At 65.7% G+C, this 13,044-nt stretch carries 9 protein-coding genes; 5 read left to right on the top strand and 4 right to left on the bottom strand.

Annotation, left to right across the window (positions count from 1 at the left end; genetic code table 11):
• Positions 1-77 precede the first annotated feature (77 nt).
• Positions 78-968 (top strand): polysaccharide deacetylase family protein, encoded by an 891-nt coding sequence (locus tag AC1RKI_RS28255; RefSeq protein ID WP_150981911.1) that lies wholly within the window; start codon positions 78-80, stop codon positions 966-968.
• A 43-nt stretch (positions 969-1,011) separates the two neighbouring features.
• Here the strand turns inward: AC1RKI_RS28255 and AC1RKI_RS28250 are convergent, their stop codons facing one another.
• The 4 genes from AC1RKI_RS28250 to AC1RKI_RS28235 form a co-directional block, all read right to left on the bottom strand.
• Positions 1,012-2,385: a TIGR00366 family protein gene (locus AC1RKI_RS28250; RefSeq protein ID WP_061955766.1), complete on the bottom strand. Its 1,374-nt coding sequence runs from the start codon at positions 2,383-2,385 to the stop codon at positions 1,012-1,014.
• 15 nt (positions 2,386-2,400) lie between these two features.
• On the bottom strand, positions 2,401-3,054 hold the full coding sequence (locus AC1RKI_RS28245; protein WP_150981909.1) for a 3-oxoacid CoA-transferase subunit B: 654 nt from the start codon (positions 3,052-3,054) through the stop codon (positions 2,401-2,403).
• Complete coding sequence (gene atoD / locus AC1RKI_RS28240) at positions 3,051-3,710, bottom strand: acetate CoA-transferase subunit alpha (protein WP_341249852.1); 660 nt, start codon at positions 3,708-3,710, stop codon at positions 3,051-3,053. Before atoD ends, AC1RKI_RS28245 begins: the two co-directional genes overlap by 4 nt.
• Positions 3,711-4,187: 477 nt before the next feature.
• Positions 4,188-6,638 carry a heavy metal translocating P-type ATPase gene (locus AC1RKI_RS28235; protein ID WP_492798117.1) on the bottom strand — a complete coding sequence of 817 codons (2,451 nt, stop codon included), beginning with the start codon at positions 6,636-6,638 and terminating at the stop codon, positions 4,188-4,190.
• Positions 6,639-6,774: 136 nt separating this feature from the next.
• On the opposite strand from AC1RKI_RS28235, the gene czcI reads away from it, so the two are divergent.
• From czcI to AC1RKI_RS28215, 4 genes are all read left to right on the top strand, one after another.
• Entirely contained in the window at positions 6,775-7,170 is a 396-nt protein-coding gene (gene czcI, locus AC1RKI_RS28230) for a cation efflux protein, CzcI family (RefSeq protein WP_492798119.1), read from the top strand.
• 127 nt (positions 7,171-7,297) lie between these two features.
• Entirely contained in the window at positions 7,298-8,584 is a 1,287-nt protein-coding gene (locus AC1RKI_RS28225; protein ID WP_492798121.1) for a TolC family protein, read from the top strand.
• A gap of 24 nt (positions 8,585-8,608) precedes the next feature.
• Positions 8,609-9,826, top strand: coding sequence for an efflux RND transporter periplasmic adaptor subunit (locus tag AC1RKI_RS28220; RefSeq protein ID WP_492798123.1), 1,218 nt, complete (start codon positions 8,609-8,611; stop codon positions 9,824-9,826).
• Positions 9,827-9,838: 12 nt separating this feature from the next.
• Positions 9,839-13,009: a CusA/CzcA family heavy metal efflux RND transporter gene (locus tag AC1RKI_RS28215; protein WP_492798125.1), complete on the top strand. Its 3,171-nt coding sequence runs from the start codon at positions 9,839-9,841 to the stop codon at positions 13,007-13,009.
• The last annotated feature ends 35 nt before the right edge of the window (positions 13,010-13,044 follow it).

The following is a 13,044-nucleotide window of genomic DNA, read 5'->3' as shown; positions in this document are numbered from 1 at the left end:
GCGGCGGATCTTCGAAGCGTACCGCGACAAGGTGGTGGACGCCCGCACGCTGGTCGACGCTGGCAACTGAGGCGCGCATGGCCCGCATCGCCCTGAAAGTCGACGTCGACACATTGCGTGGCACCCGCGAAGGCGTACCCGCGTTGTTGTCGATGTTGTCCGCTGTCCAGGCGGAAGCCACGTTCCTGTTCAGTCTGGGACCGGATCACACCGGCTGGGCGCTGCGCCGTGTGTTTCGGCCCGGCTTCCTGAAAAAGGTGTCGCGCACGTCGGTGGTGTCGAACTACGGTTTGCGCACGCTGATGTATGGCGTGCTGCTGCCCGGTCCCGACATCGGCCGCAAGGGCGCGTCCGAAATGCGCGCCGCTGCCGCGGCGGGACACGAATGCGGCATTCACACCTGGGACCACGTCTATTGGCAGGACAACGTCCGCGCGCGCGACGCCGCGTGGACGCGCCGCCAGATGCAGCAGTCGTTCGACCGCTTCACCGAGATCTTTGGCACCGCACCACGCACGCATGGCGCGGCGGGCTGGCAGATGAACGATGCGGCGTTCCTGCAGATCGATGACTGGGGCATGGCCTACGCATCGGACGGGCGCGGCACCGGCCCGTATATTCCCACCGTGGCTGGAGCGCCGTGCCGCCATGTGCAGATGCCTACCACGCTGCCGACGCTCGACGAATTGATTGGCGTGGGCGATCTCACCGAAGACAACGTGCACCACGCCGTGCTGAAGCTGACTGAAGGCCAAGCCGACCACATCTTCACGCTTCATACGGAACTGGAAGGCGGCAAGCTTGCGCCGGTGTTCAAGCGCTTGCTTGCCGGATGGCGCGCGCAGGGTCACGATCTGGTGTCGATGGCCACCTACTACCGGCACATCGACCGCGCCGCCCTGCCGCAATTGCCCGTCACCTGGGGCGAGATCCCCGGACGCAGCGGCGAGCTGATCATCCAGCCCTGACCGCCGCATCGGGCCATCCCTTTGCTGCGCGCTGTGAGGCGGCCTAGAACACGGCCAGCCCCACCACGAAGATCACGCAGGAGAACAGCAGCGCCGTGACGCAGTAGCCCATGATGTCGCGCACGCCGAGCCCGGCAATCGCCAGCGCGGGCAGCGCCCAGAAAGGCTGCGCCATGTTCATCCACGCCTCGCCATACGCAATCGCCATGGCCGCCTTGCCAAGATCGGCGCCCAGCGCCTGCGCGGCCGGCATCACGAACGGCCCCTGCACCGCCCAGTGTCCGCCTCCCGACGGCACCGCAAAATTAACGATGGCCGACGAGAAAAACGTCAGGATCGGAAAGGTTTCGGCCGTGGAGATGTCGATAAAGAACTGCGTGATCAGGCCACCCAGGCCGGAATGGTCCATCATCAGCTGGATGCCGGCATAGAACGGGAACTGGATCAGAATGCCGGCCGTGCTGCGCGCGGCGGCGGCAATCGCCCGCATATACGCCATCGGCGTGCGATGCAGCAGGATGCCCGCCGTCAGAAACAGCAGGTTCACCGTATTGATCGTGATGTTGAACCCTTGCGTGGCGAACCCGTAAGCGAGATACGCGATGCCGAGCACCCCGATCATCCACGCCAGAACGCGACTTTCCTCGAGCTTTTCCGATATCGGCGCATCGGGCGGCAGCTTCTTCTGGAAATCGGGCTCTTCGGCCAGCAGCGCGGGATCCACCGACACCACGTCGCCGGCCTTCGGCACCATCATGCGCGTCAGGAACGGCAGCGTAACGATCAGCCCGATCGTGATGAACAGGTTGTAGCCGCTCAACAGCATTGACGTGGCCGGAATCAGGCCAATCGTCTTCTCCATCGGATTACCAGGTGTCGCCGCCAGCAGCGGGACCGACCCCGACAGCCCGCCGTGCCATGTCAGGAAGGCAATGTACGCGCACGCAATCAGCAGCCGATAGTCCGCCCCCTTCACGCGGCGCGCCACCTCGCGCGCGAACATCGCGCCCACCACCAGCCCGAAGCCCCAGTTGAGCACGCACGCAATGCTGCCGACAAAAGTGGTCAGCATCACGCCCTGCTCGGGCGTCTTCGCCATCGAGGCGACGTTGCGCATCATTGACTTCACCGGACCGGACGACGCCAGCGCATGACCGGTGACCACCACCAGCGCCATCTGCATGCCGAACGCCAGCAGATTCCAGAAGCCGTTGCCCCACAGGTTCACCATCTTGACGAGGCGGTCCGACCAGGCGGGTGCCGTCTCGACCTGCAGCACCGTCAGCCCGGCGGGCGTGCCCATCGCGAACATCCCGGCGATGAAAATGATGACGGTCAGCAGGATGGCAAAGACCAGTGGATCGGGCAAATATCGGCTGACAAACCACGTCAGCCCCCGGGAAATACGAGCAATCATGACGGTCCCTTGTGGTCAGTGCGTGTCGATCGGCATGGTTTTCAGATCGGGCGAGATGGCGAAGACGGCTTCGGTCTTTTCCCTCACCGTAGTCAGATCGACCCCCGGCGCCAGTTCCTGCAGCGTCAGCACGCCGTCGACGAACTCGAACAGCGCCAGTTCCGTCACCACCACCGAAACGCATCGCTGGGCCGTCAGCGGCAGCGTGCAGGCGCGCACCAGCTTGGCACTGCCATCCTTGGCGCTGTGCTCCATTGCCACGATGACGCGCTTTGCGCCGGCCACCAGGTCCATCGCGCCGCCCATGCCGGGCACCATCTTGCCGGGCACCATCCAGTTGGCCAGGTCGCCGTTCTCGGCTACCTGCAGGCCCCCAAGCACGCAGGCGTCGACATGTCCGCCACGGATCAGCGCAAACGAAAACGCGCTGTCGAATGTCGACGCGCCGGGCACCATGCCGCACGGCTGACCGCCGGCGTTGACCAGCGCCGGGTCAGGCTCCGTCACCGGCCCGAGCCCAAGAAAACCGTTCTCGGACTGCAGCGTGATGCGGACATCGGCGGGCAGATAGTTGACCACCAGCGTGGGCAGGCCGATGCCAAGGTTCACCACATCGCCGTCGTGGAGTTCCAGTGCCACGCGGCGCGCAATCAGTTCTTTTGCATTCATGACCGTGTGCCCTCCACAACGCCGTCCACCAGCGCAGCCGGTGTCATGATGGTGTCCGGATCGAGCTCGCCGATCTCGACGATCTCGTCGGCCTGCGCCAGCACGACCTCTCCGGCCAGCGCCACGACCGGATTGAAATTGCGGCTCGACAGGCGGTACTGCAGATTGCCGGCGCGGTCGCTGCGCGAAGCGTGCAGCAATGCCACATCGGCGCGAATCGGCAGCTCCAGCAGGAAGTCCCTACCCTGCACGTTGATGCGCGACTTGCCCTCCTCCACCACCGTGCCGAGGCCCGTGGCAGTCAGCACGCCGCCCAGGCCCGCACCGCCGGCGCGAATGCGTTCCGCGAGCGTGCCCTGGGGCACGAGTTCGACCTCCATCTCGCCCACCATCATCTGGCGGCCCGTTTCGGCATTGGTGCCGATATGGCTGGCCACCACCTTGCGCACGCGCTTTGCGCTGATCAGCTGGCCCACACCCACGTCCGGAAACGCAGTGTCGTTGCCGATCAGCACGAGGTCCCGCGCATTCGAATCGAGCAACGCCTCGATCAGCAGCGGCGGCGTGCCGACCCCCATAAATCCACCGAACAGAATGCTGATGCCGTCGCGAAAATGCGCGGCGGCATCAGCAATCGAAATGATCTTTGACTGCATACCTTTTTCTCCTTGGTCAGTCGATGAAACGTGAGCCAGGGGCCGGTCCGATAGTGCCGACGCAGCAATCGAAGGCGGTGTGCGCGATGCGCGCTGTCGCGCTAGAAATATGCGGACGTCCCGTGCTCATGAAGCTGGCACTCAGCATATGCACGCCGCCGCGAAAGTCCATTGAGCATCTGCAAGAGAGAAGAATTTTTGTTGGTACGCTTTGCGGCAACACACGAAGACGCCTCACGTTCGAACGATCCGCGTTGCGCCGTGAATGAGGTCATGGCGTGCGTATCGATACGGCGCTACACACAACAACGAAAAAGGATTTTTTATCGGCGCGGCGTCGATGCGAAATCGGGCCACACAACGAAGAAGATCAGGAAATGCGAGAAGAACCGCGGCGGGATGACGAGTCATCCGCGCGTGCCGCGCGATGCTCTCGGCGGCACGCAGGGAGGTCACGGGCCGGGCGGCCCGCGACGCTCAGTTTCGGTCGCGCGCGAGGCGCAAGCCGTTGAACACCACCAGCAGGCTTGCGCCCATATCGGCGAACACGGCCATCCACATCGTGCCCATGCCCATCACGGTCAACACCAGGAACACGACCTTGATGCCGAGCGCCAGCGCGATGTTCTGTTTCAGGATCGCCGAGGTGCGGCGCGACAACCTTACGAACGCGGGGATTTTGCGCAGGTCATCGTCCATCAGCGCCACGTCGGCCGTCTCGATCGCTGTATCGGTGCCCGCGGCGCCCATCGCGAAGCCGATATCGGCACGCGCCAGCGCCGGCGCATCGTTGATGCCATCGCCAACCATGCCCACCTTGCCGCCATGGGTGTGCGCCTGCCCGGCCAGCGCGGCGATGGTGTCGGCCTTGTCCTGCGGCATCTGGTTGCCGCGCACCTGATCGATGCCCACCGCGGTGCCGATGGCCTGCGCCGTATGCGGATTGTCGCCGGACAGCATCAGCGTCTTCACGCCCAGTGCATGAAGCTGCTCGATCGCCTGCCGGCTTGTATCGCGCACGGTATCGGCCACGCCGAACAACGCCAGCGCGCGCGGCTTGCCGGTGCGGGGGTCGGCCATCGCGGCCAGCATCACGATGGTCCTGCCCTGCCGCTCGATCGCTTCGAGTCGCGCTTCCAGTGCGGGCGAGCACGCGCCAAGGTCGTGGATCAGGCGATGATTGCCGAGGCAGTACGCCACGCCATCGATCGTGCCGCGCACGCCCTGCCCCGCCACCGCCTCGAAGTCCTGCACGTCCAGGCGCGCGATGCCATCGGCATCGGCGGCAACCGCAACCGCGCGCGACACCGGATGATCGGAGCGCGCCGCGAGACTTGCAGCAATCGCGCGTGCATGCGGTACGTCGTCGGTCAGCAGCGCCGCATCGGTCTGCACCGGCTTGCCATGCGTCAGCGTGCCGGTCTTGTCCAGCGCCAGCCATGCCAGATGACGGCCTTGCTCGAGATAGACACCGCCCTTGATCAGGATGCCGCGCCGTGCGGCTGCCGCCAGGCCGCTGACAATCGTCACCGGCGTCGATATCACAAGCGCGCACGGGCAGGCGATCACCAGCAACACCAGCGCCTTGTAAATCCATGCCGTCCAGGCTTGTCCCATCAGCAATGGCGGAATCACGGCTACGCCGAGCGCGATGGCAAAGACCACAGGCGTGTAGACGCGTGCGAACTGGTCGACAAAACGCTGTGTCGGGGCGCGGCTGCCCTGGGCCGCCTCCACTGCGTGAATGATGCGCGACAGCGTGGAATCGTTGGCCGGCGCGGTCACCGTGTATTCGAGTTCCCCGGACTGGTTGATCGATCCGGCGAACAGCATGTCGCCAGCGCGCTTGTCGACGGGCACGCTTTCACCCGTGATGGGCGCCTGGTCCAGCGCTGACTGCCCGCGCAGCACACGCCCATCGAGCGCCACGCGCTCGCCCGGGCGAAGCCGCACCATCGCACCGACCTGCACCGTGCGGGCATCCACGGCCAGCCAATTGCCATTGGCCTGCTGGACCGTAGCCTGTTCCGGCGCCATCGCCATCAGCCCGCGCACTGCGTTGCGTGCGCGATCAAGCGACGCCGCCTCGATACGCTCGGCCAGCGCAAACAGCACCATCACCATGGCAGCCTCTGGCCACTGGCCGATCAAGACCGCACCGGTCACCGCAATGCTCATCAGCGCGTTGATATTGAGGTTGCCGTTGCGGATCGCGATCCAGCCCTTGCGGTAGACGCCCAGGCCCGCCACCAGGATTGCCGCGATCGCCAGCGCTGCGGGCAGGTACGGCGTGACCAGTTGGAACCACTCGGTAAGCTCCGCGCCGATTGCGAATCCGCCTGCCAGCGCCAGCGGCCACCATGGCTTTGCCGGCTCTGCCGTCACGCCAGCATCGGCACCGGCCTCGCCAAGCGCTTCAGCCTTCATGCCCAGCGAGGCAATCGCCTTGACCACCGGGTCGAGCGAATCGAGCGTGTGGTGCACGGTCAGCACGCGCTGCATCAGGTTGAAGTCGAGCGCGGCGATGCCCGCCATGCCGCCGAGCTTGTTGCGGATCAGCGTTTCCTCGGTGGGGCAATCCATCGCGTCGATGCGGTACGCGGCTGAACGCGACCCCGCAGGCGCCGCCACAGGCTGACGCGCCTGCATCGGCATGCCGCACGAGGCGCCACAGCAGCTGGCGCCCTGGCCATGGTCGTGTGCGTGGTCGTGTGCGTGGTCGTGTGCGTGGTCGTGCTGATGCACATCCGGAGTGGCGTGGTCGCTCGCACGCTCCCGTGCCTGCGCTCCGCCATGGCTGCACGAATCGGCGCCATGCTCGTGATCGTGGCAACTGTCATGCGCCTTCGAATCGGCCGATTCGCGATCGCGGTGGCGGTGCGCGCCCGACGCCGGCGGCGCAACGTTTTCAGGGGTGGAGCGAGCCATTGCAAAGTCCATTCAGCGTGATTGCTGCCATTGAAGACCCTGTAGCGGCTCCAGAGTCAAGCACCAATGTGGCGAACAGCTAGCATGACGAGATCGTAATGTTTGGTCTCGTGCCCCGCGGCTATAATCGCTGCCCATGCGCCGCCTGCTGCTCGTTTTCCTAGCATTCCTGCTGCCGCTCCAGTTCGCCTGGGCGGGAGCCGCGGCGTATTGCGCACACGAAGTCGCGCCCGCAGCCGCACACGAAGTCGCTGGGGTCGCTGTCGCGCAGACCACAGTCCGCACATGGCACTTCGGGCACCATTCCCACGTCCATCACGGCGACGATCACGCCGCTGGCGGCAAGACCCTGAAGCTGCCCGACGCCGATTGCGCCGCCTGTCATTTCCCCGGATCGCACGGCGTGTTTGCCGAAGTGCGGATGCCCGCGGACTATCGCTTCACCACCCTGCGCTACCAGGCGCATCCTCACGCGTTCGGCTCCATCCCGGCGCCGGTTCCCGACCGCCCTCAGTGGCCCCGTCTCGCCTAGCCGGCGAGATCCGGTTCGTGTCCCCAGCTCATCGATAGCGAATACCGCTTGACGGTATCGCCGCGTCGCGTGGGCTCGATGCGCTGTTGTCTCGCCGATTTTCTCCTGCATCAACTGGTGAATTTCGATGAGAAGCTTTCTCTTGCCGCTGGGGCTGGCGGCCGCATGGCTCAGCCCGATTACCTGTCCGTCCGCCCACGCCCAGGATGCCCCGCCATCGCTGGCGACCATCTCTCGCGCCGCGGCTGCGCCGCAGGCCGAGCCGGCCGGGCTCATCACGCTCGACGCCGCGCTGGCACTGGCGGCTGCGCAGAACCCCACGCTGTCGGCCGCACGGATGGAACTCGATGCCAGCGAGGGCGGAATCGCACAGGCGCGCGTGATTCGCAATCCCGAAGTCTCTGTGCAGATGGAAGACACGCGTCAGACCACGCGCGCCACCACCGCGCAAATGAACCTGCCGCTCGAACTGGGCGGCAAGCGCGCCGCGCGGATCGACGCCGCCCAACGCGCACGCGAAGTGGCGCAGGCCCAGCTCAGCGCCGCGCAGGCGGACCTGCGCGCCGCGGTGATTGCGGCTTTCTTCAATGTGCTGATTGCGCAGGAGCGTGTCCGGCTGGCCGCCGGTTCGGTCGATATCGCCACGCGCGGCGCGCAGGCAGCCGCGCGCCGCGTGGCGGCCGGCAAGATTTCGCCGGTCGAGGAAACCAAGGCGCAGGTGGAGCTGGCGAATGCCGGCCTGGAGCAGGCAGAAGCCGATGCGGCACTGGTTGCCGCGCGCCAGTCGCTCTCGACGCAATGGGGCAATCCATCGCCGCGCTTCAGCGCGGCTGACGGCAAGCTCGATGCGTTGCCGGCGCGCCCCGACGCCGCCGTGCTGCGCCAGTCGCTAGACGCCGCGCCGCTGCTGCTCACCAGCGAACGTGAACTGGACCGCCGTCAAGCCGACATCAACGTGCAGCGCAGCCGGCAGTATCCGGACGTCACGCTCAGCGTAGGCGCCAAGCGCGACAACGGCGCGCCCGAGCGCGGCACCTTTCCGGTCCTGGGCGTGGCGATTCCGTTGCCGCTGTTCGATCGCAACCAGGGCAATCTCTACACGGCGATCCGGCAGGCGGACAAAGCCGCCGATGAATTGCGCGCCGTGCGCTTACGGCTCGAACACGATCTCCAGCAGGCGTCCAGCCAGCTCGCCCTGTCGCGCGCCTCGGCGCAAACCTTGCGCGACACGGTGCTACCCGCTGCGCAGCGCGCGCTGCAAGCGGCGACGCAAGGCTTCGAGGCCGGCAAGTTCAACTATCTCGAAGTCCTCGATGCGCAGCGCACGCTGTTTCAGGCCCGCATTCGCTATCTCGGCGTGATTGCCAGCAGTTGGCAGGCAGCCACCACGATCGATCGCATTCTTGGCCGCTGATGCGGCACCGCAAGGAATACCGTCATGACATTGACTCGCAAACAAGGCGTGGCGATTGCCACCATCGTGCTTACCGGACTTATTGCCGCATTGGCACTGCTGCTTACCGGACGCGGCGATGAACATACCGACCACGGACCGCGCGAGGCGAACGCGAAATCCGCGCAGCCTGCGGCCTCGGGCGCGCAGGCCAGCCACGCCGATAACGAACCCGCGGGCCTGATCGCGCTGACCCCGGAGCAGATCCGCAACGCGCGTCTGGAAATGGCCGTCGCCGCGCCGGGGAAGATCCGCAGCACCGTGGAATTCCCCGGTGAAATCAATTTCAACGAAGACCGCACCGCGCACGTAGTGCCCCGCGTGGCCGGGGTTGCCGAATCGGTGGCAGCCAATCTTGGCCAGCGCGTCAGGAAAGGCGATCTGCTGGCGGTGTTTGCCAGCACCCAGCTATCGGACCAACGCAGCGAACTGATGGCCGCGCAGCGCCGGCTCGATCTGGCGCGCACCACCTACGCGCGCGAAAAGAAACTGTGGGAAGACAAGGTCTCGGCCGAGCAGGATTTCCTGGCGGCGCGCACAGCGCTGCAGGAAGCAGAGATCGCGACGCAGAACGCGCGCCAGAAGTTGACCGCGATTGGCGCCACAGAGACGTCGCGTGCGATCAACCGGTTCGAATTGCGCGCCCCGTTCGATGGCATCGTCGTGGAAAAGCACCTGGCGCTCGGCGAGGCGGTGGCCGCAGAAACCGCGGTCTTCACCATCTCCGATCTGAATACCGTCTGGGCCGAATTCGTGATCGCGCCGAAGGATCTCGGGCATGTGAGGCTTGGCGAAGCGGTGCGCGTGTCGTCGGCCGCCTTCGACGGCAGCGCCGACGGACGCATCTCGTACGTGGGCGCGCTGCTGGGCCAGCAGACGCGCACCGCCACGGCGCGCGTCACGCTGGCCAACCCGGACATGGCGTGGCGCCCGGGCTTGTTCGTCACGGTCAGCGTGGCAACGGGCGAAACCGATGCCGCGGTCGTGATCGACAGCGAAGCCTTGCAGAGCGACGGCGAGCGCCAGCAGGTCTTCGTCGAAGTGCCCGGCGGCTTCGCGGCGCGCAGCGTCAAGACCGGACGCAGCGACGGCAAGCGTGTCGAGATCGTCGACGGGCTGGCGCCGGGCGCGCGCTACGTGACCGGCAACAGCTTTGTGCTGAAGGCCGAACAAGGCAAGGCCAGCGCCGAACACGCGCACTGATCGGAGCCCACCATGTTCGAACGCATTCTTCAATTCTCGATCGCGCAACGCTGGCTGGTCATGCTGGCGATGCTCGCGATGGCCGCGCTGGGCCTGTACAACTACAGCCGCCTGCCGATCGACGCGGTGCCAGACATCACCAATGTGCAGGTGCAGATCAACACCGCGGCGCCAGGCTATTCGCCTCTCGAAGCCGAACAGCGCGTGACCTATCCGCTCGAAACCGCGATGTCAGGCCTGCCCGGACTGGAACAGACACGCTCGCTGTCGCGTTATGGGCTGTCGCAGATCACCGTGATCTTCAAGGACGGCACGGACATCTATTTCGCGCGCCAGTTGGTCAATCAGCGCATGCAGGAGGCCGGCCGGCATTTGCCCGCCGGCGTATCGCCGCAGATGGGCCCGATCTCGACCGGGCTTGGCGAGATCTATCTGTGGACCGTCGAGACCGAACCGGATGCGCGCAAGCCCGATGGTTCGCCCTACACGGCCACCGACCTGCGCGAGATCCAGGACTGGATCATCAAGCCGCAGCTGCGCACCGTGCCGGGCGTTACCGAGATCAACTCGATTGGCGGCTTCGCCAAGGAATACCTGATCGCGCCCAGCATGGAGAAGATGGCGTCGTATGGGCTGTCGCTGCAGAACGTGGTGCAGGCGCTCGAACGCAACAACAGCAATGTTGGCGCGGGCTATATCGAGCGACGCGGCGAGCAGTACCTGGTGCGCGCGCCGGGCCAGGTAGCGTCGATGGACGATATCCGCAACGTAATCGTCGGCACCGCGCAAGGGCAGCCGATCCGCATCCGCGATCTTGCCGAGGTGAGCCTGGGCCGCGAACTACGCACCGGCGCGGCCACCGACAACGGCCGCGAAGTGGTGCTGGGCACCGTGTTCATGCTGATTGGCGAGAACAGCCGCACCGTGTCGCGCGCGGTCGATACGCGCATGGCGGCGATCAACAAGTCGCTGCCGCAGGGGGTCAAGGTGGTGACCGTCTATGACCGGACCGATCTTGTCGACAAGGCGATTGCCACGGTCAAGAAAAACCTGCTGGAAGGCGCGGTGCTGGTGATCGTGGTGTTGTTCCTGTTTCTGGGAAATCTGCGCGCTGCGCTGATTACGGCGATGGTGATCCCGTTGTCGATGCTGTTCACGTTCTCGGGCATGGTCACCTACCGCATCAGCGCCAACCTGATGAGCCTGGGTGCGCTCGATTTCGGCATCATCGTAGATGGCGCGGTGGTCATCGTGGAAAACTGCGTACGCCGGCTGGCCCATGCGCGCGAATCGTTGGGCCGCCCGCTGACGCGCGAGGAACGGCTGGCCGAAGTGTTTGCCGCCGCGCGCGAAGCCAGGCGTCCGCTGATTTTTGGCCAGTTGATCATCATGGTGGTCTATGTGCCGATTTTCGCGCTGACAGGCGTCGAAGGAAAAATGTTCCACCCGATGGCCATGACCGTCGTGGTGGCCTTGATCGGAGCGCTGCTGCTGTCGATCACCTTCGTTCCCGCAGCTGTGGCGTTGTTCATCGGCAACCGCGTCGACGAAAAGGAAAACCGCGTGATGGGCTGGGCGCGCCGCGCCTATGCGCCGCTGCTGCGCCGCGCGCTGGACAACACGCCGGTGGTGTTCACCGCGGCGGCCGTGGCGATTCTACTCAGCGGTCTGCTGTCCACGCGGCTGGGCAGCGAGTTTATTCCCAACCTGAACGAGGGCGATTTCTCGGTGCAGGCGTTGCGCATCCCCGGCACCAGCCTGACGCAATCGGTGGCCATGCAGCAGCAGATCGAAGTGCGGCTGAAGGAAAAATTCGCCGAAATCGAACGCGTCTTCGCGCGGACCGGCACTGCGGAAATCGCATCGGACCCGATGCCGCCGAACGCGTCCGACGCCTACATCATGCTGAAGCCGCGGGAGCAATGGCCCGATCCGTCGCGCACGCGCGAATCGCTGCGCGACGCGATGCAGGCCGAACTCGATACCATTCCCGGCAACCGCTACGAGTTTTCGCAGCCGATTCAGCTGCGCTTCAACGAGCTGATTTCCGGCGTGCGCAGCGATGTCGCGGTCAAGCTGTTCGGCGACGACAACGCGGTGCTCGACGCCACTGCGCAGAAGATTGCCCAGGCGCTGCAATCGGTGCCGGGCGCCGCGGAGGTCAAGGTGGAACAGACCACCGGGCTGCCCTTACTGACGGTCGAAGTGGATCGGTCGCGCGCCGCGCGCTATGGGCTCAACATGGTCGATGTGCAGGACACCGTGGCCATCGCGATTGGCGGCCGTGATGCCGGTGTGTTCTACCAGGGCGATCGCCGCTTCAACATTGGCGTGCGCCTGCCGGAAGATGTTCGCGCCGATGTGGACGCGCTGCAACGGCTGCCCATTCCGCTGCCGCCCACCTCCGGCGGCGTCGAGAGGAGCGCAGCGGGCGGTGGATCGTCCGGCGCCACGAGCTACATTCCGCTCGGTGAAATCGCCACGCTGAATATCGCGCCGGGACCCAACCAGATCTCGCGCGAGAACGGCAAGCGCCGCATCGTCATCAGCGCCAACGTGCGCGGGCGCGATGTGGGCACGTTCGTTCCCGAGGCGATGGCCGCGATCGAGGCGCGCGTCGCGATCCCAAGCGGATACTGGATCGCGTGGGGCGGCACCTTCGAGCAGCTGCAGTCGGCTACGCAACGCCTGGCCATTGTGGTGCCGGTGGCCTTGCTCATGGTGTTCGTTCTGCTGTTCGCCATGTTCGGCAACGTGCGCGACGGCTTGCTGGTCTTTACCGGCATCCCGTTTGCGCTGACCGGCGGGGTGCTGGCACTGTGGCTGCGCGGCATCCCGTTGTCGATCTCGGCCGCGGTGGGATTCATCGCGCTATCCGGCGTCGCTGTGCTGAACGGGCTGGTGATGCTGTCGTTCATCCGCGGCCTGCGCGATGAAGGTCAAGCGCTCGACCACGCGATATTCCAGGGTGCGCTGACACGTCTGCGTCCGGTATTGATGACGGCACTAGTGGCGTCGCTGGGATTCGTGCCGATGGCGATCGCCACGGGCACGGGCGCCGAAGTGCAGCGGCCGCTGGCGACGGTGGTGATCGGCGGAATTCTGTCGTCGACGGCGCTGACGCTGCTGGTGCTGCCGGTGCTGTATCGCTGGGCGCATCGGCGCGGTGCCGCAACTGCCTGAATGGCCTGCCCGCTGCCGCACGCGCCGGCAGCGGG

It is taken from the genome of Cupriavidus sp. GW822-FHT06G04, assembly GCF_058799075.1.
This window is presented reverse-complemented; position numbering and strand designations above follow the sequence as displayed.